Genomic DNA, 25,185 nt, shown 5'->3' with positions numbered 1-25,185 from the left:
TGTTTAATAATGTTAAAGCTATTTTTGCCTCTTGTATTCCTCCCTTTTTTATTTCAACTTAGAGTTTTACTTGCTATGAAAAAAAGTCTGATTATTTTTTCTGTTTTATTAAGCCTATTTTCATTTGCACAAAATGAAAAGCATGTGAAATGGTTAACAGAGTTTAAAAAAACCGGTGATAAAGAAGGTGAAGTTTTAATAAAAGCTGAGATAGAAAAGGGTTGGCATACCTATTCTCAAAAACCATCTGATGGGCCAATACCTACTGTTTTTAAATTCAAAATAAATCCGGGATTTGAGTTAATTGGACAAACAGAAGAGAGTGCGGCAAAAGAGGAATTTGATAAAACTTTTGACACGAAGGTTTATGTGTTTGATGAGCATGCCGAATTCAAGCAAAAAATAAAATTAAACGCAAGCCAATTCGAAATACCGATTACTATTGAATATATGGTTTGTAATGACGCCATGTGTATTATGGAAGGTCCGGTTAATGTTAGTGTTCAAGTAAAATAAAATAGTATTTTTACTGTTTAAATATCGGTTATGAAAAAATTATTTCTACTCTTTCTATTTGTCAGTTCATTATTAAGCGCACAAGTGGTTCACGTACAGTGGAGCATGGAATCAAAAAAAATAACCGATTGCGAATATGATTTAATTTTTAAAGCTAAAATTGATAAACATTGGCATATTTTCTCCATTCATCAAACCGATCCTGCGGGTCCAAATGCCACAGCCTTTAACTTCAAAGCTTCTTCTGATTATGAAAAGATTGGAAAAATGACGGAGCCAAAACCACACAAAGAATTTGATAATCAATTTGAAATGGATGTTTTATCGCACGAAGGAAATGTGAGTTTTGTACAGCGCGTTAAAATATTAAAAAGCGGTAAAATTACCATTAAAGGAAAATACGAAGCACAGCAATGTGATTCGGCTCAATGTATCTTTCCACCAACAGAGGATTTTAAATTCGAAATTGATGCTGCGCCTGTGTGTTTACAAACAGTTACCACTGAAACAAACACTACAGCTCTTGCAACCGTACAAATTATTGATACTTTAATTACTGCTAATCCAACCCTGGCCAACACGAAAACTACAGCCGCAGTTGATGCTAAAGTTACGGCCGTTGATGATACAAAAGAACCCGGAGCCGGTGGATGGTTTTCTATTTTCCTTGCCGGGTTTATTGGAGGATTCGCTGCATTACTAACGCCTTGCGTATTCCCAATGATTCCCATGAACGTATCATTCTTTACCAAAAGAAGTAAATCAAAAGCGGAGGGAATCAAAAATGCATTGATTTATGCCTCATTTATTATTTTACTTTATGTAGGCCTTGGCTTAGGGGTAACTATGATTTTTGGCGCAGGTGCCTTGCATACACTTTCCACTAATGTGTGGTTTAATCTTTCCTTTTTTGTTTTATTACTTGTGTTTGCGGCCTCATTCCTTGGGGCTTTTGAAATTGTATTACCAAGCTCATTTGTGAATAAAATGGACTCCAAGGCTGATAAAGGCGGACTCATAGGAATCTTTTTCATGGCCTTCACCTTAGCTTTAGTTTCTTTTTCGTGTACCGGACCCATAATCGGAACCTTATTAGTAGAAGCCGCATCTACCGGAAAGTTAGGAGGTCCATTTTGGGGAATGTTTGGATTTGCTTTAGCGCTATCACTTCCATTTGGATTGTTTGCTGCTTTTCCGGGTTGGTTAAATTCTTTACCATCTTCGGGTGGCTGGTTAAATTCGGTAAAAGTTGTTTTGGGCTTTTTAGAATTAGCCTTAGCCTTAAAGTTTGCGTCTAACGCAGATTTAGTTGTACAAGCCGGCTACCTAACCCGTGAGGTATTTATTAGTCTATGGATAGTGATTTTTCTTTTACAAGGTTTATATCTCATTGGTGTATTTAAAACATCTCACGATAGCGATTTAAAACATGTTTCGGTTACGCGATTAGTTTTTGCCATTGCTACATTTTTCGTTGTTATATATTTAATACCCGGACTTTGGGGAGCTCCGTTAAAATTATTTTCAGGTATATTACCGCCTTTGGAATATTCAGAATCACCACACGGTTTTGGAGGAAGTAATACGCAGCATAGTAATTCATCAAACACCACAACATTTGATCCGGATTACGCAGCGTTTATTGAAACCAATAAAAACGGAATTGTTCATTTTAAAAATAATTACGATACAGCATTGGCCTATGCTAAAAAAGTTGGTAAACCTTTATTGGTAGATTTCACAGGACACGCTTGCGCAAATTGCAGAAAAACCGAAGACTACGTATGGCCTGATTTGGAAATTACAAAACTATTGAATAATGAAGTTGTACTGGTTTCTTTATATGTAGATGATAAGCGAGCCTTGGACCCAAAAGATTATATTACTGTTGAATGGTACGGTAAACAAAGAGAAATTACGGATATTGGAGATAAATTCAAGTATATGGAAGAGAAAATGTATGGACAAAGTACTCAACCCTTATATGTACTACTCAATCACAACGAAGAAAAAATAATTCCGGTGAGAGGATATAATCCAAGTATACCTGAATATACCACTTGGCTTAGAGAAGGCATAACTAAATTTAAAATGGAAAAAAAGTAATCTTTTATTTAAAATCCAACACCGCATTCAATCCGTATTTCAAGTGCTTTTCTTTGGCCACGCCTATTTGTGTTATACTAGCGCTCAAACAAATTTCTCTATGCCCTAATGACTTTACACCTCGGTCAATTAAAAGCATCCAAACTACATCACTTGCAGAATCACCTCCATATGCACAGCATTGTGCACTGTAATTACTTTTGCAATAATTTCTATTATGGCCTGTAATTCCTTTTTCCCCACAATAACCCGCCCAACAGCGAGCAAATTCAGTTAATTGGGCATTGGCTGTTAAAACAGGGAGTGAAGTCATAGTCATTAATTTCTTTTCCAACGTTTTGTGGTAGTAATCCTCTTTTGATTTACCACAATTATTTTGATTGACACGCAAAGATGCTCGGTAAAATTTTAAAAAATTTTTAGGTTGACTCCTAGCCAGATTAAGCAATAAAATAACTTCTTTTTCAAAATCATCTAAGTACTTTTCTTGTGAAGCCGTATTGGCCAACTTAATTTCTTTTTTCGAAAAAAAGTCATCCATTTTTTGCGCTTTATGATTTAAATTAAAAATACAAAATACTAAAACAGTAATGCAGGTGCGAAATATTTTTTGTCCTTTTATCATTTAATAAATCCTTTTTAATAAGAGTATTAAATAAATAATGTGATAAAGAAAAAAAGTAACAGTTTATTTAATTGGCGCGAATGGTGCCGTTTCTGATGATATAATCAAATCCGTTTATATTGAATTTTTTGCCGGAAGTTTGAGTAACCAAATTGGTGATATCCTGTTCAATGGTATGTATAGATCCTTTGGTTTTATAAGCAATGTTCAAATAATCGGTATTAATTTCCATACCATCATAAACGCCACATAAAATTACACGCACCGGAATTTTCACCCGGGTTATCAAATTCAAATCTCTTACCTTGGCCCAATTATCTGCAATTAAAATTATATTATCGGGTTTACGTACTTTTTTTAATGCGGTTAAAATAGGTTCAACCACACTTTCCGGAGAATCACCACCTTCGCCCTTTTTAATGGTTAGCTTCATGGTATTGATAAGATCATCGCAATTTTTAGCTCTGCAAACATAAACGCCACCGGTAATTCCCACTTTTTTATCAGCGTCTTTTTTATGGTCGCCATCATTAAAAAAAGCAAAGTATTGTTGAGCTGTATCTCTTAAAAAAAATAGTTTTAACCAGGTGTGTATTTCCTTCGCATATGGATACATGGAAGCCGTCATATCGGTTACAATTACATTTTTTTTCCATTTTGGGTTTCTTTTCATTACAGTAAATACCGTATTCCGCGCAGTATCTTCAAAACTGGCAGCAAAATCAACCGGCCCTGTAGTTGTTCGGCTTTCAAAACTAAATTCACCGTTTCGGCCATACACTTTGTATACTCCGTCCAAATTTCCCTTTTTAAAATTTCCTTCTGATTTTATTCGTCCATTTGAATGGTAAACAATTTCTAATCCTTCCTTAACGCCATTCTTATAGTTCTCAATCGATTCTTTTTTACAATGTTTATCGTAAAATGTAACGGGTCCGTCTAAAGCTCCATTATTATAAAATTTTTCTTCTTTAGTACATCCGCTGCTATACCAGGTAATCTCAATCCCTTGTTTCTTGTTGTTTTTATACACGGTTTCTGATAACAATTTCCCGTTGGAATATAGTTCCCTCCAAACGCCTTGCTTCAAACTATCCTTATCAATTATGTTTACGGTATCTCCATCAATCACTTTAAAACTAATCATTTGTCCAAAAGCAAATCCTCCAAAAAGTACCATTGAATATAAGAGCAGAAAACGCATGTTTATTAATCCTTAAATTTGTTTAATTTTGTGCACTTTACCAAGAGTTATTTTACTATGCTTGAGAAAATAAATAAATTATTAAAAGAAGTGGAAGAGCTTAGCATTTCCAGTCGCGAACAGTTGGAGGAGTATAGAATAAAATGGTTAAGCAAAAAGGGTGAAATAACTGAACTTTTTGAGGAATTCAGAGCCGTTCCTGGTGAATTGAAAAAAGAGATTGGTCAAAAATTAAATGTTCTTAGAAATTCGGCCCAGGAAAAAATCAATCAACTGAAAGAAACTTTTGACAATCAGGTTTCTTCCGTGGATAATAAAATTGATTATACTACTCCACCCTTTCCCGGCATACAAGCAGGTAGTTTACACCCTTTAAGCATTATCAAAAATGAATTAATTGATGTGTTCGCGAAAATTGGTTTTACTGTGAGTGACGGTAGAGAAATAGAAGATGATTGGCATAATTTTACAGCTTTGAATACGCCTGAAAATCATCCGGCCAGAGATATGCAAGATACATTTTATGTGAATTTGGATCCGGAACGCGTTTTAAGAACACAAACCTCAAGCGTACAGGTGCATATTATGGAATCCAAAAAACCTCCTATTCGTACAATTAGTCCGGGAAGAGTTTATCGCAATGAAGCGGTTAGTGCCAGAGCGCATTGTCAATTTCATCAGGTGGAGGGACTTTACATTGATGAAAAGGTTTCTTTTGCTGATTTAAAGCAAACTTTGCAGCATTTTACCGGAGAGCTGTTTGGACCGGATACTAAAATAAGACTAAGGCCAAGTTATTTTCCTTTTACCGAGCCAAGCGCCGAAATGGATATCAGTTGTACAATTTGTAAAGGCAAAGGATGCAGTGTATGCAAGCAAAGCGGTTGGGTTGAAATATTGGGCTGCGGCATGGTTGATCCGCAGGTACTAGAAAACTGTGGAATTGACAGTAATAAATTCAGCGGTTTTGCTTTTGGTATGGGAATTGAAAGAATAGCCATGTTGAAATATCGAATTACAGATTTGCGTTTATTTTTCGAAAACGACATTCGCTTTTTAAAACAATTTACATCAGCTTAAATGAATCGGGAAGAAAGAATAATTTACTTAAAGAATTTTCTGCTTTCTGACCCCAATGATGTTTTTAGCAATTACGCTTTAGGAATTGAATATTTTTCAGATGAAAATTTTAATGAAGCTGAAAAATATTTTAAAAAAGTATTAATCCTTAATCCAAAATACATCGCTTGTTATTATCAAATGGGAAAACTTTTCCAAACTAAACAAGAAAATGAGATTGCTCTTCAATTCTTAAAGGATGGTTTAAAATTAGCTGAAACAATTAATGACAAAAAGGCTAAAAATGAGTTTGAAGAAGCCATTTTTTTACTGGAAGATTAACTATTGGCAAAAATTAATGTACAACGGTAACTATTCTTGATTTTTATTGAATATTTAAGTTTCAATTTCGTAAATTGTTTCTGATTTTATGAGGCATTTCTTTTTTATCTTATTCCTGTTTTCAAATTTTATAATCTTCTCGCAAAGAGGAAAAGATGGTGCCGGCAATATTACACTAGCTAATAGCACAGTAAATATTTACACACCATTAACAGCTAATGCAGGAGGCTCATCAACCATTAGTGTTGGAAGTACTGCCGGATTTGCAATTGGTGATTTGATTTTTATAATTCAAATGCAAGGTGTAAGTGTGAATGCCGGAAGAGATACTTTATTTCCTGATGTGAACAGTTCTATCCCAACAAATACAACTTACGGGGGAATAACAAATTACAATAATTGCGGTAATTACGAATTTGCTCAAATCAGGGTAATCCCAAATAATACCACTTTGGTTTTTGATTGCAGCTTGTCAAAAAATTATTCTTATTTAAATAAAGTTCAGGTTATCAAAGTTCCTCGTTATACCACCTTATCCGTAAGCGGAGCGGGAAATATTACTTGTCCGGCCTGGAATGGAACTGTTGGCGGCGTGATAGTAGTTGAAGTTGCTAATAATTGTACATTAACTTCAACACCCTCTTTTAACGCCAGCGCTTTGGCTTTTCGCGGAGGATCTACTCCGGGAATGGTTTTGCCATTGGTAACCTTCGGAAATAAATTCGGACACATAAGCCAAAGTGAAGGAGCATATAAAGGTGAATCTGTAAATGGTGATACCACGCGTTATCAGACGTACTCAGCTCAACATTGTCGGGGTGCCATGGCAAATGGAGGCGGAGGTGGTACTACACATAATTCCGGTGGAGGAGGTGGCGCCAATGTTGGATTATTATCCGCCTATAACGGAAGAGGAAATCCACAAGCAGGATTTAATGCAGCATGGAATTTAGAATCGGCCGGTTTTGCAGGGAGTACTTCTTCCGGTGGTGGAAGAGGAGGTTATACTTGGTCTAACTCCAACCAAAATCCGGGCACTACTGCTCCCGGTGCAGGCGCATGGGGTGGCGATAATCGAAGAGTAATGGGTGGAATTGGTGGCTGGCCATTGGATTATTCAACCGGAAAATTATTTGTGGGTGGAGGTGGAGGTGCCGGACACGGAAACGATAATAGATCGGGTGCAGGCGGAAGAGGAGGCGGACTGGTATATATTTTATGCTATGGAAATATTAGCGGAGCAGGAACAATATTAGCCAATGGAGGAAATGGTTCTAATTCTACAACGGGTTGTGCTACAAATGACGGTGCCGGTGGCGCAGGAGGTGGCGGAACTGTTATCTTAGATATCATTGGAACCACCAATTTAACCAATGCTACTGCAATAAGTGTAAGGGGTGGAAATGGTGGTAATGTTTCTAACAATTGTGGAATTCCTAATTCTAACTCCTATGGCCCCGGTGGTGGTGGCGGTGGTGGGTATATAGGGGTTACCGGAGTTTTACCTTTGAACAGTGTGGCCGGAGGCACTAACGGTTTGCAAACGGGCAATGCAAATTCTATTCAAAATAATTTTCCGCCTAACGGATCAACAGCCGGCGGAAGTGGATCAACGGCAGTAATTGCTCCCAGTCCCACAATCTCTGTTGTACATGCCACAACATGTATTAATACATCAGCAACAGTCAGTGCATCGAGCGGTACATCGGCAATATCCTGGTACACCGTAAGTGCCGGAGGAACTCCAATTGGTTCAGGAACAACTTTTGTTACTCCAACTTTTACATCAACAGGTGTATTTACTTTATATGCTCAGCCTTGTCCGGGTACTTATAGAGATCCGGTATTTATTACAGTTAATAATGGCCCAACGGTAACCGTTAGTTCTGCCACTGCCTGTAATGGCAACAGTTCAACCTTAACTGCAAATGGCGCGGCGACATACTCTTGGAGTACCGGTGCAGTTACGAATACAATAAGCGCTTCACCAAGTGTTACAACTGTTTATTCGGTTACTGGCACCACTGGTTTATGTTCTGCTAGTGTTACCGGAACAATTACAATAATCAATATTCCAACGATAACTGTTAATTCTCCTACCACTTGCGCAGGTTCTTCAGTGCAAATCACAGCCAATGGAGCCCTAAATTACACCTGGAGTACCGGTGCTTTTACTTCTACAATTGCTGTTTCCCCTACAGTACAAACTATTTATACTGTTACCGGAACCAATGGAAATAATTGCAATAACACAAACACCGCAACCGTTAGCATAACACCATCGCCAACTTTAAGTTTAAATTCTAATAGTTTTAATATTTGTGGGGGGTCAACAGCCACTATCATAGCCAACGGCGGTACAGGAACATTTTCGTGGAGTACGGGTTCAACAGCTAGTGTAATTACTACAACCACAAGCGGTGTTTATAACGTTACCATTACTAACGTTTGCGGATCTTCCGTTCAAAGCGCAACGGTGACTGGAGGCGCAGCTCCAATATTTACCATTATTCCTTCTTCCACTATAATTTGTAATAGCCAAAGCGTTACTTTAAATACTTCAGGAAGCACAGGTACCTTTGTATGGAGCAACGGCGCCGGCAATACACCATCTATTTCAACTAACGTTCCCGGGATATACACAGCCACCTTAACAAATGCCTGCGGATCTTCCGTCTATTCAATTAATATTTCTGATGGTTCATCAAGTGTAAATTTAGCAGCAAGTAGTAATACCATATGCTCAGGCGGCAGTGTAACCTTAACCGCCAGCGGTACAGGAACTTTTGCGTGGAGCACCGGAGCTGGAAATGTTTCGTCTATTACCGTAACAAATACCGGCGTATATACTGTTTCACTAACTAACGAGTGCCCGGGCGCCGTTACTGCCACATTCAATATTCTAAACGGTCCATTGCCCACCCTATCCATTAATGCTTCTTCACCATTCTATTGTGAAGGTCAAACGGCAACACTCACAGCAAACGGTACAAGCGGAACTTATTCTTGGAATACAGGAGCATCCGGACCAATCTTTACCACTTCCGTTAGTGGAATTTATACTGCAGCTATAAGTAATTCGTGTGGTGTTAATAGCGAAACAATCAATGTTCTTTTTCAAAGCGCACCTATTGTAAGTTTAACTGCCAATAAAATAATGATTTGTTCAGGAGAAACAGCTACGCTGACTGCAAACGGAATTAACGGCGGTACACTTTATGCCTGGAATAGTTCTTCCAATACGGCAAACACCGAAACTGTAAATGCGGCCGGAAACTACATTGTTACTTATACTAATGTTTGTGGAAGCAGTAGTGCTGCTATAAGCATTTATCAGTCTACTTTATTTCCTGACTTTACTTTTAACCCTGACGGAGGTGTTGCGCCGGTTTTAATCACTTTTAGCAATACCAGTTTAAATAATAGTAATAACCAATGGCAATTTGGAAATGGAAATACCTCCGTTCTAAATTCTCCTAATTTTAATTATACCTCACCGGGAACTTATACGGTAACTTTGATTATTGAAAACCCGGATGGTTGCTTTGCTTCCGTAACAAAAACTTTAGTGATAAATGATTTAGGTTTCGGGCCTATTCCGCAAGTGTTTACCCCTAATGGAGATGGAAAAAATGATTTGTTTGAAATAAAAGGGCTCCATCAATTTCCTCATAATGAACTTGTAATTTATAATCGTTGGGGAAATTTAATCCATAAAAAATCACCGTACGAAAATAACTGGGACGGCACATCTGAAAAAACTTCCGGCAAACTACCTGCAGGAACTTATTATTTTATACTGAAATTGGGCGATGCAAATAATACGGTGTACAGAGGCTATGTACAAGTGATGTATTAAATATTCTTCTTAAATATCAGATGAAGATCATATTTTAACACTTCAAATTCTTTTTATCTTTGCACCTAAATGAATGAATTCAGAGAATCTTTATTAGTCCTTATTTCTGTACCGGTTTATGCTATTGTTATTGGCATTGAAATATTTTATTCCTATTTCAATAAAAAAAATTATTATTCCACTAAAGGCACACTAGCTAATATTTATTTAACTGCATTAAATATGGGTCTTGATATATTAGTGCGAACACTTTGTTTACTGGTATTATCCTATTTCTTTCAATTTCATGTTTTCACTTGGCCAACCCATGGCATTTTATATTGGATTACTTTAATTTTGTTTGAAGATTTTATGTATTACTGGCTTCACCGAATTGATCATTATTGCCGATTTTTTTGGGCTATACATGTAACTCATCACAGTAGCGAAGAATTTAACTTAAGTGTAGGATTTAGGTCATCCGTTTTCCAGCCGCTTTATCGCTTTATTTATTTTATTCCACTATCCTTGTGTGGATTTGATGGATTGGATATAATGTTTGCTTATAGTGCTACTCAGATATTCGGCATTCTGGTTCATACACAAGCTATTGATAAATTAGGTTTGCTGGAATACATTTTGGTTACTCCTTCTCATCATCGCGTACACCACGGTAGTAATATAAGATATCTGGATAAAAACATGGGCATGATGCTGATTATTTGGGACAAACTATTTGGCACATTTCAAAAAGAAGAAGAAAGCGATCCCGTAAAGTACGGTCTTACTACTAATTTAAAAAATTCAAATCCTTTTACTTTAGTTTTTCATGAATGGATTAATATTTGGAAAGATCTAAAAAAGAAATCTTCACTAAAAGCAAAACTCATGTATGTTTTTGGTCCGCCCGGATGGAGTCACGACGGCTCTACAAAAACCAGTTCTCAATTAAGAAATGAAACATTCATGAAAACACCCTAATGTCTGATACAGCAGCTATTCAAAGATTACTCAAGCTCAAAGAAACACTTCAGATTGAACGTGACGAAGACTACAGGCTTTATCAGGACCAGTTTTTAAGAGTTGGGATTGATCAACGAAGAAAAAACGGACTAACCTGGTATCCTGTAAAAATCAATTCTGAAGAACTAGGAAATGGCGAATATCTACAGTTGGAAATAGAACGCACCTCACATGTAGACACTCCGCACCAATTTAGCAGTGGAAAAAATATTAATTTGTTCAGCAATTATTCTGATGAACAGCACACACTTCAGGCGATAATTAAAAACGCCTCAAAAAACACTTTAAAAATAATTGTCCCATATGATGAGTTACCGGATTGGTGTTTTGAAGGTAAACTGGGAATTAATATTCAATTTGACGACAACAGTTATCAAGAGATGCAGAACGCCTTAGATCATGTAATCAAGGCACGAAATAACCGAACGGCTGAACTCCGTGAAATGATAGAAGGAACTCTTGAGATTTCATTTACAAAAAACGAAACAATTTTTAAAGTACAACAATTAAATACATCGCAAAACAAAGCACTTCAACATATACTTTCGGTAAATGATATTGGAATAGTTCACGGCCCTCCTGGTACCGGTAAAACCACAACACTTATAGAAGCTATTCGAATTACATTGCAAACAGAAAATCAAATATTGGTATGTGCGCCAACCAATACAGCCGTTGATTTAATTACTGAAAAGTTATTTCAAAAGGGCATTCAGGTTTTACGCTTAGGTCATCCGGCCAGAATATCAGATGATTTACAACAATGCAGTATTGATGGTCGGTTAAATTCATCGCCTTTTTTCAAAGACATAAAAAATTTACGAAGAACCGCCGAAGAATATTTCAGAATGGCCGGCAAATACAAAAGAGTATTTGGTAAGGAAGATGCCAAACAAAGAGCAACGTTTTATACCGAAGCGCGTAATTGTTTAAAAGAAGCACGCTTATTGGAAGATCACATCACAGATGATTTATTTAAAACTGCTCAGGTAATATGTTGTACACCTGTTAGTAGTAATTCTAAAAATATGGCGCGCAAAAAATTCAGAACCTTATTTTTTGATGAAGCATCACAGGCTCTTGAACCCATGGTTTGGATACCTCTTTTGAAGTGCGAACGTATCATTCTTAGTGGAGACCACTTTCAGTTACCTCCTGTTGTAAAAAGTGTTCAGGCCAAAAAAATGGGATTAGCTGAAACCTTATTTGATAAAACAATGCTATTACAAAATACCGTTGTATTATTGAATCACCAATATCGTATGAGTAATGCCATAATGGGTTTTAGTAATGAATATTTTTACCAAGGTAAATTAACTGCAGATGCCAGCGTAATCGAAAATTGTTTAGTAAATAATGAGGAAAGTTTACTGCATAAAAGCATAGAATTTATTGACACTGCAGGATGTAATTATGATGAAATTCAAAATCCGGAATCATTGAGTTTCTCCAATCCAAAAGAAGGAGAGTTGGTGTATTTACATCTGCAACAATTATTAACCGAGTACATGGATTATCCCGAATACCCTGCCGTGGATGTTGGCATCATAGCTCCTTATAAAGAACAAATTGAATGGTTAAAAGATAATCAATCGGCTTTCCCTTTAAATACGAATAAATTAGCCTCGCTTAATATTAAAACAATTGATGGCTTTCAGGGTGAAGAAAGGGATGTAATTTATATTTCTTTAGTTAGAAGTAATGATAAAAAAGAAATTGGGTTCTTATCCGATTTACGAAGAATGAATGTAGCAATTACCCGAGCCAAGAAAAAACTGGTAATTATTGGAGACAGTGCCACCGTTGGTGTTCATCCATTCTACGCTGCTTTCTTAGAATACTGTGAGAAAAATGGAGCCTATCGTTCTGCTTGGGAATGGGCTTAATTCCTTGCGATTTTATTTTTATTTTTTACCGCATTCCCCTTCTAATATTCGCATTTTATTGGCATTAAATCTATCATATTTGCAAAAAATGCAAATTCACATATGGAGTTTTTATCAAAATTAATTCCTTCTGCAAATCACACAAATCCTACTTATTGTGAGCCATTATTCCGCAAAACAGTCCCTTGCTCTTCCAATAAATTTGTGGCAACAAAACTAATTTAATATGAAAACAACATTACAACATTTTAATCCGGTTCATTTTCTGATTGCCAAAAGCAGATTGATTTTAGCTTTTGGAATTTTATCTCAGGTTTTTATTTCAATTCCATTTTCGTCATTTTTAATAACCCTTGCCTTATTAGTAACATTAACTTTTGATTTAATGGATGCCTATTTAGCCAGGAAACATAAACTATATTCCAGAAAACTTCGTCAATATAGTGCCCAAACCGGTTTGTTTTTTTGGTTGAGCGTGTTTTTTTATTTAGCCTTTAATGAAACTGAATTTATTCAATCCAATATGACCCTACTCTTAATTTTACTAGTACTCGAAATGGGTCTTCACTTGCTCTGTTATATTAAATTTAAAAATCACCTGGCACTAAATACCTACGCGATTAAAGTTAGGTCGGTCTTATTTGTATTAGTTGTACTTAATCGTTTAGTCGGAAATGAAGCGCAAATAGTTTTTAATGTAGCCTTTGTATGGACATTAATTTCGCAAATTGAGTCATTTTACATCTTAATAAAAATTAAACAATACCGTGTGGATGTAAAGTCAGTTTTCCAACTTTAACTCTGTCAAATATTTAAAAAATGTAAGCTCAGCACTATAATCAATACACATTAAATTTAGTATCTTTATGGAGCTAATTTTATGGTGTATATTAAAAATTATATTAACGGAAAGTTAATTGAACCTATTTCCAAATCCTATTTGGATAACTACAACCCTTCAAACGGAAAAGTTTATTCTTACATTCCGGATAGTGATGAACAGGATGTTGAACTGGCGTATGCAGCGGCAAAAGCTGCCTTTAAGGAATGGAGCAATACCTCAAAAGATAAAAGATCTCAAATACTGATTCAAATTTCAAATTTAATCTTAAAAAATTTAGATAAATTGGCTCTTGCCGAAAGTATCGACAACGGTAAACCCTTAAAATTAGCTAAGTCGGTTGATATTCCACGAGCCGCTGCAAATTTCAATTTTTACGGTACGGGTATTTTACATTTTGCATCTCATTCGCATAGTATGGAAGATACTGCTATTAACTATACATTAAAACAAGCCGTTGGCGTTGCCGGATGCATCTCGCCCTGGAATTTACCCTTATATTTATTTAGCTGGAAAATTGCTCCGGCTCTTGCTGCCGGCTGCACTGTTGTTGCAAAACCAAGCGAGGTAACTCCAATGACCGCATTTTTATTATCTGAAATTTGTATTGAAGCCGGCTTGCCTCCCGGTGTGTTGAATATTGTGCACGGCTTAGGTGCTAAGGTTGGTAATGCCATAGTTTCGCATAAAGATATTCCGCTTATTTCCTTTACCGGTGGAACTACAACCGGAAAACAAATTGCTTCCATTGCCGCACCCATGTTTAAAAAATTATCTCTAGAACTTGGTGGCAAAAATCCAAATATCATATTTGCAGATTGCAATTTTGAAAAAATGATGAGTACTACTTTATTATCGTCTTTTAGTAATCAAGGACAAATTTGTTTGTGTGGTTCCAGAATTCTTGTTGAACGAAAAATTTATGATAAATTTAAAACTGAATTTGTGGCCAAGGTTAAAGAATTAACTGTTGGTGATCCTCAAAATGAAAAAACAAAAATTGGAGCAGTAGTAAGTAAAGGTCATCGTGATAAAATATTATCTTATATAGAATTGGCAAAACAAGAAGGAGGAAAAGTGCTTTGTGGAGGCGAATTGGTAGTTCCAAGTGCCGAATTAAGTGAAGGTTATTATATTTCTCCTACAGTAATTGAAGGATTAAATCAAAACTGCAGAACAAATCAGGAAGAAATATTCGGACCCGTTGTAACCATTCAGCCCTTTGATACGGATGAAGAAGCAATTCAGTTAGCAAACGCAACCATGTACGGTTTAGCGAGTACCGTGTGGACCGAGAATTTAAGTCGTGCTCATCAAGTTGCCGCGCAAATTCACGCCGGTATTGTTTGGATAAATTGCTGGTTGCTTCGTGACTTAAGAACGCCGTTTGGCGGGGTAAAAGCAAGTGGCGTTGGGCGAGAAGGAGGATTTGAGGCCATTGAATTCTTTACCGAGCCTAAAAATGTTTGTATCCGCTATTAATTTTGATAAATTACTATGAAATACTTGGCGTAAAAGAAAACGCCACCGCAGCAGAAATTAAAGCGGCTTTCAGAAAATTGGCTAAACTTTTTCATCCTGACAAAAATCCAAATGGTCAAGATCAATTTCGGAAAATCAGAAAAGCCTACGAAATTTTAGGCAATCCTTCTTTGCGAAGATCTTATGATCTGAAATTGAAATACTATCGCAACTCCAATACCAAAACGAATTATAAAAAACCGGGAACAAAAAATTGGTCTTTTGAAGAACAGGAGCTAAAACGAAGAAAATATTACGATGAACACATTCGTAAATATGCCAAAACAAATCCCATACCAAAAGTTAATCCTAACGAAATAAAAACAAATTATAACGAATACAAATATATTTTATTTGCTACTCCGCTTGCCGTTGCCTTATTTCTGCTCATTGTAAATTTATCTGCTGACTCAAAACCACCGATTGAAAATACAAACCCTATCATTGAAGCTTCCTTCTCCGGACTTAAAATGGGTGATTCTCCCTATCAGGAACATTTTGGTAAAATGCAATATAATTTAAACGCAAAAGTAAATCTTACCATTAAAAATCAAACCGGAAACGATGCCGTTTTTCTTTTATTTAATGAAAAGGAATTTGTGAGAAGCGTTTACATAGCTGATGGTTTTTTAGCAGAAATCACACAATTACCCGGTCAGTTATTTAATATTCGTTATTCTTTAGGTAAAAACTGGAAGCCCTCAAAAATAAATAAGGCTAATAAACCCGGCGGATTCACACAAAACAAAGAATTTTATAAAAACGACGTGCCTTTTGAAATAAATGCGTTAAATGAATTAACTTTGGTTTCCGGCATTAATGAGGGCTTCACAAAAATAAACGAACAGGAATTTTTTGATAAAAAAAATTATGATTAAAAAAATTGAGCATCTGGGTTTCGCTGTTAAAAACATTCAATCCAGTAACGAATTATTTAAAAAATTATTCGGCAAAAGTCACTATAAATCTGAAACAGTGGAAAGTGAAGGAGTAATGACTTCTTTTTTTCAAATCGGCGATTCTAAAATAGAATTGCTGGAAGCTTCTAATTCAGAAAGCGCCATTGCAAAATTTATTGAGAAAAAAGGTGAAGGCATGCATCACATTGCATTTGAAGTGGATAATATTGAGGAAGAAATGACCCGCTTAAAAGAAGAAGGTTTTGAATTAATTCATCAAAGTCCGAAAGACGGTGCAGATAATAAAAGAATTTGTTTTTTACATCCGAAATCTACCAACGGAATTCTAATTGAATTGTGTCAGGAAAAAAATTAATTGTACCACCATACTAATACCGATAGTTTAACCACTGCTTTATTTTAGACTAATGAAAGACATAAAAATAATTGTAATCGATCAAAATGAAAAAGAAACAGAATTAATTGCACCAACAGATATGGGTTTGAGTCTCATGGAATTTTTAAAGGGCAATGAATACGACATACTTGCAACTTGCGGAGGGATGGCCTTATGCGCAACTTGCCACGTTGAAGTATTGTCTGACTCGGTTAATCTTCCTGCTATTAGTGAAGACGAATACGCCATGCTTGATACCTTACCTAATATTACGGATACGTCCAGATTATCCTGCCAATTAAAATTAAATCCGGAAATGAACGGATTAAAAGTTAAAATTATGGGTGATGGTTTAGCCTGATAAATTTTTTACACTTGAGAAAATCGGTTTTAATTACCCTATTCACTATTTTAATGCTGAACGGACTTTCACAAAATCTGTATAAGCAATTAATACAACAACCTTGGCACTTCACCCAAAATTTAAGCGATTCTTCCCCTATTTTATTAAATCTTGTTCAGGAAAATAATTCTAGTTCTTCTATTCAATTTAAAAGTGATGGAACATGCATTCAAAAAACTTTAGTTGATTCGGCATTAGATTCATCGGCTAAGTTTAAACTAATTGGTGAATTGCTAATTCTTAATTATCATTTTAAAGATTCCACAAAAATTTTCTGGTATGAGGTTAAAACAAATACATCTCCCAAAACACTTTCCTTACATCTGAAAAACACTTTAAAAAATATTCGAATCGGAAATGATACGGCTGCTTATTCTTTTTTATGGTTTAGTCATTCCAATAAAAGTAAAAACATTAATCGATTTGACAATATTAAAATCAAGAGTAAAACAAAAAACAATTCAGATTTTACGAAGCACAAAGGTGGATTTCTTTTAATCAAAGGAGATACTATTTTTCTAGATTCAAATCGAATCGCACAAAATTATTTTTTAGAAAGCGGTCGAGATACGTTTCCTTTAAATACACAAAAAATTGCATACAGCGATTTGCATTCCATTAAAATAAACAGAAAAACCTGGAATAAAGTTATGGCTTGGGGAATGGCGGCCTCCGTTTTTTCTGCTTTAGTAATTTCTCCTGTTATTTCTTTTGAAGGCTCGTCTTTTAATTTTAATAAAGCACAGCAAATAAGTAGTATTTCTATGGCTGCTTTACCCGTATTCATTGGTGGAAGAATGCTTTTTGGAAGAAAAAAAATAATACTTAATGATGCTCAAAGTCAATGGCACATTTGGTAACATTAGAACATAAACTTTTTTCTATTTTGGCATTAAATCCAATACTTTTGTAATTCATTGCCAATTAAGCATTTGAAAGTTGTTATTTAGTTGACTTTGCTTAAAAAAACTTATACCTTCGATTGGATTAAAAATAACTATCACCAATTAAACCATTATAAGTTAAATTCAAACCTAAATTAAAAAACCAATCACGATGAGCAAAGTACCTTCAGATTTAGAAATTGCCCAAGCTGCAAAACTTCAGCACATTTCAAAAATAGCCGCCAAATTAAAAGTAAGCGAAGATGATATTGATATGTACGGCAAATACAAGGCCAAACTCCCTCTTCATTTAATCGATGATAAAAAAGTTGCTCAAAATAATTTAATATTGGTTTCCGCATTAACGCCAACTCCTGCCGGAGAAGGAAAAACAACGGTCTCCATTGGTCTTACTGAAGGATTAAACCATATCGGTAAACAAGCTACTGCAGTTTTGAGAGAACCTTCTTTGGGTCCGGTTTTTGGTATTAAAGGTGGGGCCGCAGGTGGTGGTTATTCTCAGGTGGTACCTATGGAAGATATTAATTTGCATTTCACAGGCGACTTTTCTGCTATAGAAAAAGCAAATAATTTATTGGCTGCTTTAATAGATAATAATATTCAAAACAAATCCGGAAATCTAGGCATAGATCCTCGCACCATTTTATGGAAAAGGGTAATGGATATGAATGATCGTTCCTTACGTCAAATTGTAATTGGTTTAGGCGGCACAGGTAATGGTGTGCCTCGCGAAAACGGATTTAATATTACGCCCGCCAGTGAAGTAATGGCCATTTTATGTATGAGTAAAGACATAAATGATTTAAAGACTCGTCTCGGAAATATTTTTATTGGCTTTACGTATGATCGCAAACCTATTTATGCGCGTGATTTAAAAGCGCAAGGAGCCATGGCTATTTTATTAAAAGATGCTATTCGTCCGAATTTAGTACAAACCCTAGAAGGAAATCCCGCAATTATACACGGTGGACCTTTTGCCAATATTGCGCAAGGAACCAATACCATCATTGCTACAAAAATGGGATTAAGTTTAAGTAATTACGTGGTAACCGAAGCCGGATTTGGTGCCGACTTAGGAGCAGAAAAATTCCTGGATATTAAATGTGCTTACGCCGGATTAAAACCAAAAGCAACTGTGTTAGTGGCTACCATTCGCGCATTACGTCATCATGGCGGAGCCAATCCGGAAGAATACGATACGCCAAACATGGAACGCGTTGAAAAAGGATTTGCAAATCTTGAAAAACACATTGAAAATATTAAGAAGTTTGGTTTACAACCTGTAGTTGCTATTAATAGCAGGCACACAGACAGCGAAGAAGAAGTTAATTTAATTATTAAAAAATGTGCCGACATGGGTGTTCAGGCCGTGAAGTCAGAAGGATGGGCCAAAGGCGGTGCAGGAACTGCTAAATTAGCCGAAGCCGTTGTAGCTGCAGTAGAAAGCGGTAAAAGTAATTTCAAACCACTTTACGATTGGAATTCACCGGTGAAAGAAAAAATAGAAAAAATTGCCAAAGAAATTTACGGGGCTGATGGTGTTGTGTATGCCAAAGAAGCGCTTACCGGATTGAAACGAATTGAAAATTTAGGATTAAGCCATTTGCCCATTTGTATGGCTAAAACGCAAAAATCATTTTCAGATAATGAAGCATTACGTGGCAGGCCAACCGGATTTAAAATTACCGTGCGTGAATTTGAAATTGCAGCCGGAGCCGGCTTTTTAATTCCGATTCTGGGTGATATGATGCGTATGCCTGGCTTACCAGCCATTCCGGCATCAGAAGGAATGGATATAGACAGCGAAGGAAAAATTTCCGGATTATCTTGAAGCAATCCGAAATATATCAGGGCAAAAAAATTAGTGCAACAGGGGAAGAAAAAAAAGTGGAGGATGCTTTACTCTTAGAGCAAGCCCTTCAAATTATTATTAATTCTGAACCCCTAAGCATTACCATGCAAACTCCCGGCCATGAATTGGATTTGGTAAGAGGATTGCTTTATTGTGAAGATATTTACCGAAAAAAAAATCCTCACCCGAAAATGGTGATACAACATAATAAATCCGGAATAATTGATAGTGTTTCTTTAAATATCAATAAAGAAATATTAGGAACCGGATATTTAAATTCAAGACAGTTATTATCAGTGGCCTCCTGCGGCATATGCGGTAGAACTTCATTTGAAGGAAGAGCCGGAAATATCAGCAAGCGATCTGAAATTCCTTACACTAAAATTCCGTCCCTCTTTGAGATCATGCAAAAAAATCAAAATTTATTTACCAAAACCGGGGGCTGTCATGGCGCTGCAGCCTTTGATAAAAATGGAAACATGCTGGTTGTACGGGAAGATATTGGACGACATAACGCCGTGGACAAGGTAGTTGGCGCACTATTAATGGAGGAAAAATTAGAACAAGCCAATATTTTGTTAGTAAGCGGCCGCGTGAGTTATGAAATTGTTTCCAAATGTTTTATGGCCGGCATACCGGCTTTGGCTGCGGTTTCAGCACCTTCCAGTTTAGCCGTTGATTTCTCTAAAGAACTGGGCATTGAGTTAATGGCCTTTTGCCGGGAAGGTAAATTAACGGTTTACGCTTAATAAAAAACTTACTGCTGCTTCACCATTTTCTTGGTATCAATTTCCTTGCCATCCACAATTAAGGTGTACATATACAAACCGTTAGTTAAATCTGCGGCAAATACATTGAGTTGACCTCGGCCTTTTTTCTCAATATCCACGGCTTTAATGATTTTACCATCAATGGTTTTAAAAATGATTTGAGCAAAACCATATTGTGCCGGAACATTGTAAGTGATGATGGTATGCTCTGCATAAGGATTAGGGATGTTTTGGTTGAGTACAATTACATCCTTATCGCTTAAGTCAACATTTAATTGATTAAGGATTTGTTCTTGAGCTTGCTGATTATTACCATTAACACCGGTTTGTTTGGCTTGCTGATTTTCGCAGCAGGCGTTTATGTTTTGAGTAAGAACTTGAATAAGAGAATCCTGAGATTGATTTTGTGCACTTAGCTCCTGTACAGCTTTAATTAGGATCGGGATTAGTTGTGTATATTCGAGAGTAAGATATTGTTGTGCCGGATAATTCTGGCCATTTAATGATTTGGGAGGATAAGTTGTACTGTTAACTATGTTTGGAAGCACAGTTTGAACTTGCTGTGCAATTAATCCAAATTGAAGCCCAGATGCCAGATTCATTTGCGGATATAGACTGTTATTATAATTAAATGATTTTGGTTGTAACTGATTAATTGTTGTTAAAGCATTCGAAAGTGGAGTGATGTTTTGTTTTAAAATTTGATCACTTGCAAAATTATCTGAACCTGTAATAAACGCATCTCCGCTTACAAATAAAGCAGAATTATTTAGACCTATTGGAGATTCTGTAAATACCCCGAAATTTGAACTTGCACTAGAATTATCTGCGTATGAATAAACTCCATAATTCATAGTGGTAAATATTCCCCCACCAACAACCATATTCGAATCAGATATAAAACAACCGCCAATTGCATAAGGGCCATTATTTGCAAAAAGCTGAGGAGTTGTTGTTCCTGAAATTCTACCAAATACACCAATATTACCAAGAGCGCCAGAAGCTTGAAAAACACCGCCAGAATTAACTGGAGGAGGAAATGCGATAAAGCCTGATACATTACCACGAGCTTGGCCAAACACGCCACCGGTAATAAAATTAGCTGAAGACGCGTCTGGAATATTACTGTTTTTGAAATGACCGGCATAATTTTCAAAAGGAACAACTGCAACAGTCTGTTGTTCGAGTACACTGAATTTTGAAACAGGTAATGGTACGGCGCAAGGATACCCAATGGAAACCATGTCTTGTTGAGGTGCTCCTGGTGCAATTATTGATTGCCCTGTAAAGCGATAGTTAAATCCTCCCGTTGGGATTTCATAATCTGAACCTACCAAGGGATTTTGTGGAAGATTACAATAATTTCCTATACTAGTTCCTCCCCCGGTTGGTGTTGGAACAGTTGATAAAATAACATCGCCGGATGCGTCTACGCTCAATATACGGTTTTGAAAGGCAGCTACCGTTGGTGCACCAACGGCAAACTGACTTAAACGCAATCCACTAGTAAATGCAAGCCCGGTATTCCTATCAACCTCAAGTCTATTCCCGGGAACACAACCCGTACCAACTCCAACATTATTCTGTCCGGCAAATAAACCATTGGTGTTTGTGAAAACAAAATTATTATTGTTCATTGGTACCTGCCTGTTGTTTATCAATTGAAATTGAGAAACTATTGCTGTGTTTGTTTCTGGACAATTTATTCCTAATTGTACAATTCCCGTTGATGTGGTTGATATTCCATTATTGGTTAAAACCGTTGCGGCTGGATTGATCAATACTACATCTCCGTTTCCATCTACAGAAAGAACTTTAGTTGGATTAATAGTTGCCTGTGCATAAGATACTGTAGGAACAACGACACTCAAGCTAGTTAAATCTCTAAAGCGAAGTCCACTTGCTCCTGTTGAACCTGGCCATGAACCGGGAATGAAAGGAGCATTTACTCCCGCTCCTAAACTTAATGGTGCAGCGCCTAGTGGTGTATTAATTTCTACAGTATTGTTTGGGTCTAAATTACCCATGGATTGAAAATCTCCGATTCCTATTTTTGGATGCGCTACTGTATTGTTATTAAGTAAGCCCGGTGTAAATCTTGCAAACTCTAAACCGTTTTGACTTGTCATAACGGTTGGTGAAGTGGCGGTGGTAAAAGTGGTGAATATTATTCTGAAACGATCAGGACCAACATTTCCCGGAACATTGGAAAGATCATCACCCCAAGCTAGTACAGCGTCTTGTCTGTTTTGTCCAAAAAATCCACCCGGTTCAGGTTTTAATCCTAAGTACACATTATCGGTTTCTCTGGTAACCAACATACCGCAGTCCATCCAGTTTCTCCAACCATCTGTGGTTGCCGGGCCTAAAATACTTCCGGTATTATAACCAATATGCAATGCTGCCAAAGGTCTTGTAAGAGGAGCTGCCGGATTATGTGAAATAGAAACTCTGGTTAAATCACCGGCTAGTCCTCCGGGATTTAGTGGAAATGGAAAAGTTAAATTGGTAATATTCATTACGCGCATTCTTTCTGCATTATTAGTGCCAAAAATTATTGGTCTGTTTTCCGTGTTAACCAAATATCCATTGTTTGGAGCATCAATTCCTAAACGAAGTCCATCAAGTCCGCCTACGGCAGTTGGCCCAGGTGCATTTGTAAGTGGATTACCGGCTATAGGACTTGCCTGATTTGTGATTTGTAGGAAATTATTTGCTGAATTTTCTCTATGCATGTGAAGGGTACTTTGTGGTGCAAAGGCTCCGTTAAATCTTGGACCTACACCAATATTACCGCCGGACGTATAACGAACAATTTCCCGACCGTTAGGACCTGAACCGGTTAAATCTCCAGGGCCAGGACCACCTTCGGTTAAGAAAGTAAATACCATATTATCTTGAACATTATTATCTGCCCAGGCAAAAACGGCATCGGTAACATCATAAGCACCATTAGAACGTTGACCCATAAACATTAAATCTCTATTGTGCGTGCTCACAATACCATAGTGCATCCAATTTCGATAACCAGCCTGTTGTGGGCCATTAATAGGGCTGTTATCACCATTTAAATGCAATACGCTAAAAGGACCTGTTCCACTGAAAGAAGGGGGCATGAAAAATAAAGGATTACCAACGCCCAAAAAGCCATTACGAGGTATTGCGGGCTGTCCATTTATTACATTGGTAACATTTGGATTAAACATAGCTCTATCTATTCCCGCTGTAATAAATTTTATTTGGGAATTCCAAGTTGCATTACTTCCTATTGTCGGTGGAAATGGTGGTGGTGCAATATTATTACCACCTTTTTGCCATTGAAGTTGTGAATAAAAGTTGTAAGTTTTTAAAATGCAAAAACAGAAGAAGATTAGTTTTTTCATAATTTGATTATTTTATAATAATATTTATTTAGATTATTGTCCTTTAATATCAATGTATATATTCCACTCTTAAAATGACTTAAGTTTAAAACACTTTTTGGAGTATTATTCTCAATTAGTTGAATTCCTTCACTATTAAATATCTGAGTCTCTTTAATCTGAAATGAACTTGATATATTTATTAGATTATCGAACGGATTTGGCCAAACACTAATTTTTTTATTAATTTCTTTTTTAGCCAAACTTTGCACTGTGAATAATGAGTCCGTAGAAAGTCTAACATCATCAATATAATAGTATGCAGCGGTTGTTTGAGGATAATTGTTTTTAAAATCTATAGTTTGAGTATTAATAGAAGTATAAAAATTGCCTATTGAAATAAAATTGTAATTTGAATCGGCAATAAATGATCCATTAATAGTTGTCCAATTTAAAGTGTCGGTGATTATCGAATTCGAATAAACATGTGCAAAATTATTAACTGGTGCTGGGTTTTGATTGGAAAAAGGGATTGTGGACAAAAGAGCACCTAACTTATTACTGGCGCAACAACTTTCAAAATCATTCAATGTTAAAACAGCCTTAAATGATAAAAAGTATTTTTGACCAATTTGCAATGGAGAAATGAGCTGAGAACCAATAGGTTCTCGAATTGTAAATGGGGCAGTTTCTCCGATTATGAAAGTATTCATTCCAACATATGCATTACCTATTGCTATCTGATAACCATATATATTGCTTGGAACAGAAACACCTCCAGATATTGCACACGAATTATAATAATCGGTAGATGCACCAACCCAAACCCAATTTTCAGTACAACTTAGCTGACCAGTAGAGTTTGGGCAACACGTATAACTCTCAAAACTCGGGTTCGGTACCAAATTCACCTGTGCATTTATTTTAAACGCGCTTATAAAAACAATTATTATAATTTTATTTCTCATATAGTTTATACTACACTACTTATGCGCAGTAAAGCTAATATAATCAAATAGTGTCAATTTTACAATAAGAACCGAGTGTAAAAAGTAACAGTACAAAGAGGCCAAGTACCGGGAACAAATTAAACCCCAATGTAAGTTCAAATAGCGTTTTTTTTTTTTTGATTTTGTGAACATTTTATAAACAAGCGCTATGATGAAGCTGACGAAAACACAAAAATCTTACATCTATAATTCCTACAACAAAAAACCCTCCAACCAAAAACTCTTTTATGATCTTTTGTTCCTTTTACGGTTTAGAATATAAAACAATTTAATTTCCGGTAGGAAAGTTCGCATGCTTAAAATTATTTTAATAATTTTCCTATGTAAATCTAATCTTACAATTCAACTCGAAAAAATAACTATGAAACTATGTGGTTAAAAGTTTGGGTTTGTTCTGGGAATCACACTTCGACACGCTCAGTGTGCCACGCTTCGACTACCATTTCTACGGAAGGCAGGCGCTCAACTTGACATTCGGGAATTCCAACAACTAAAAACTTGTAACTAATAACTCAAAAACCAAAAACACTTTTATGATCTTTTATTTCTTTTATGGTTTAAAATAATAAAATCCGATTACCAAAAACCCTTCGCCCAATCTACAACAGTTAAACATATCGATTAAA

19 protein-coding genes are annotated in these 25,185 nt (G+C 36.2%); 15 read left to right on the top strand and 4 right to left on the bottom strand.

What is annotated here, in order from left to right; translation table 11 throughout:
• Nucleotides 1-75: 75 nt before the first annotated feature.
• Both IPM51_16200 and IPM51_16195 read left to right on the top strand, forming a co-directional pair.
• A complete protein-coding gene (locus IPM51_16200; GenBank protein ID MBK9285839.1) occupies nt 76-516 on the top strand; it encodes a sugar transporter in 441 nt (146 codons plus the stop codon).
• 30 nt (nt 517-546) lie between these two features.
• Nucleotides 547-2,622, top strand: coding sequence for a thioredoxin family protein (locus IPM51_16195; GenBank protein ID MBK9285838.1), 2,076 nt, complete (start codon nt 547-549; stop codon nt 2,620-2,622).
• A 4-nt stretch (nt 2,623-2,626) separates the two neighbouring features.
• Here the strand turns inward: IPM51_16195 and IPM51_16190 are convergent, their stop codons facing one another.
• Both IPM51_16190 and IPM51_16185 read right to left on the bottom strand, forming a co-directional pair.
• On the bottom strand, nt 2,627-3,247 hold the full coding sequence (locus IPM51_16190) for a CAP domain-containing protein (GenBank protein MBK9285837.1): 621 nt from the start codon (nt 3,245-3,247) through the stop codon (nt 2,627-2,629).
• A gap of 67 nt (nt 3,248-3,314) precedes the next feature.
• The gene (locus IPM51_16185; protein MBK9285836.1) at nt 3,315-4,451 is read right to left on the bottom strand and encodes a toxin-antitoxin system YwqK family antitoxin; all 1,137 of its coding nucleotides are present in this window, start codon (nt 4,449-4,451) and stop codon (nt 3,315-3,317) included.
• Between the two features lie 57 nt (nt 4,452-4,508).
• Between IPM51_16185 and pheS the strand changes: the two genes are divergently transcribed.
• The 13 genes from pheS (at nt 4,509) to fdhD (ending at nt 20,166) form a co-directional block, all read left to right on the top strand.
• Complete coding sequence (gene pheS, locus IPM51_16180) at nt 4,509-5,531, top strand: phenylalanine--tRNA ligase subunit alpha (GenBank protein ID MBK9285835.1); 1,023 nt, start codon at nt 4,509-4,511, stop codon at nt 5,529-5,531.
• Complete coding sequence (locus IPM51_16175) at nt 5,532-5,852, top strand: tetratricopeptide repeat protein (GenBank protein MBK9285834.1); 321 nt, start codon at nt 5,532-5,534, stop codon at nt 5,850-5,852.
• A gap of 88 nt (nt 5,853-5,940) precedes the next feature.
• Nucleotides 5,941-9,711, top strand: a complete 3,771-nt coding sequence (locus IPM51_16170; GenBank protein ID MBK9285833.1) for a gliding motility-associated C-terminal domain-containing protein — start codon at nt 5,941-5,943, stop codon at nt 9,709-9,711.
• A gap of 69 nt (nt 9,712-9,780) precedes the next feature.
• Nucleotides 9,781-10,671, top strand: coding sequence for a sterol desaturase family protein (locus IPM51_16165; GenBank protein MBK9285832.1), 891 nt, complete (start codon nt 9,781-9,783; stop codon nt 10,669-10,671).
• Complete coding sequence (locus IPM51_16160; protein ID MBK9285831.1) at nt 10,671-12,599, top strand: AAA family ATPase; 1,929 nt, start codon at nt 10,671-10,673, stop codon at nt 12,597-12,599. The genes IPM51_16165 and IPM51_16160 overlap by 1 nt, the downstream gene beginning before the upstream one ends.
• A 226-nt stretch (nt 12,600-12,825) precedes the next feature.
• Nucleotides 12,826-13,398, top strand: a complete 573-nt coding sequence (locus tag IPM51_16155) for a hypothetical protein (protein MBK9285830.1) — start codon at nt 12,826-12,828, stop codon at nt 13,396-13,398.
• Nucleotides 13,399-13,479: 81 nt separating this feature from the next.
• Nucleotides 13,480-14,922, top strand: coding sequence for an aldehyde dehydrogenase (locus IPM51_16150; protein MBK9285829.1), 1,443 nt, complete (start codon nt 13,480-13,482; stop codon nt 14,920-14,922).
• A gap of 2 nt (nt 14,923-14,924) precedes the next feature.
• On the top strand, nt 14,925-15,839 hold the full coding sequence (locus IPM51_16145; protein ID MBK9285828.1) for a J domain-containing protein: 915 nt from the start codon (nt 14,925-14,927) through the stop codon (nt 15,837-15,839).
• Nucleotides 15,835-16,236 (top strand): methylmalonyl-CoA epimerase, encoded by a 402-nt coding sequence (gene mce / locus IPM51_16140; GenBank protein ID MBK9285827.1) that lies wholly within the window; start codon nt 15,835-15,837, stop codon nt 16,234-16,236. Before IPM51_16145 ends, mce begins: the two co-directional genes overlap by 5 nt.
• Before the next feature lie 52 nt (nt 16,237-16,288).
• Complete coding sequence (locus IPM51_16135) at nt 16,289-16,618, top strand: 2Fe-2S iron-sulfur cluster binding domain-containing protein (GenBank protein MBK9285826.1); 330 nt, start codon at nt 16,289-16,291, stop codon at nt 16,616-16,618.
• Between the two features lie 14 nt (nt 16,619-16,632).
• Entirely contained in the window at nt 16,633-17,520 is an 888-nt protein-coding gene (locus tag IPM51_16130; protein ID MBK9285825.1) for a hypothetical protein, read from the top strand.
• Between the two features lie 196 nt (nt 17,521-17,716).
• A complete protein-coding gene (locus IPM51_16125) occupies nt 17,717-19,396 on the top strand; it encodes a formate--tetrahydrofolate ligase (protein ID MBK9285824.1) in 1,680 nt (559 codons plus the stop codon).
• Nucleotides 19,393-20,166: a formate dehydrogenase accessory sulfurtransferase FdhD gene (gene fdhD / locus IPM51_16120; protein MBK9285823.1), complete on the top strand. Its 774-nt coding sequence runs from the start codon at nt 19,393-19,395 to the stop codon at nt 20,164-20,166. The genes IPM51_16125 and fdhD overlap by 4 nt, the downstream gene beginning before the upstream one ends.
• An 8-nt stretch (nt 20,167-20,174) precedes the next feature.
• Here fdhD and IPM51_16115 read toward each other — a convergent pair whose 3' ends face one another.
• Together IPM51_16115 and IPM51_16110 are read right to left on the bottom strand one after the other, a co-directional pair.
• The gene (locus IPM51_16115) at nt 20,175-23,570 is read right to left on the bottom strand and encodes a tail fiber domain-containing protein (protein MBK9285822.1); all 3,396 of its coding nucleotides are present in this window, start codon (nt 23,568-23,570) and stop codon (nt 20,175-20,177) included.
• Nucleotides 23,567-24,517: a T9SS type A sorting domain-containing protein gene (locus IPM51_16110; GenBank protein MBK9285821.1), complete on the bottom strand. Its 951-nt coding sequence runs from the start codon at nt 24,515-24,517 to the stop codon at nt 23,567-23,569. Before IPM51_16110 ends, IPM51_16115 begins: the two co-directional genes overlap by 4 nt.
• Nucleotides 24,518-25,185: the final 668 nt, after the last annotated feature.

Source organism: Sphingobacteriaceae bacterium, from assembly GCA_016715905.1.
In the GTDB taxonomy this organism is placed as follows: Bacteria; Bacteroidota; Bacteroidia; order B-17B0; family Aurantibacillaceae; genus Aurantibacillus.
The sequence above is the reverse complement of the archived record's forward strand: the minus strand, read 5'-3'. Positions and strand labels throughout refer to the sequence as shown.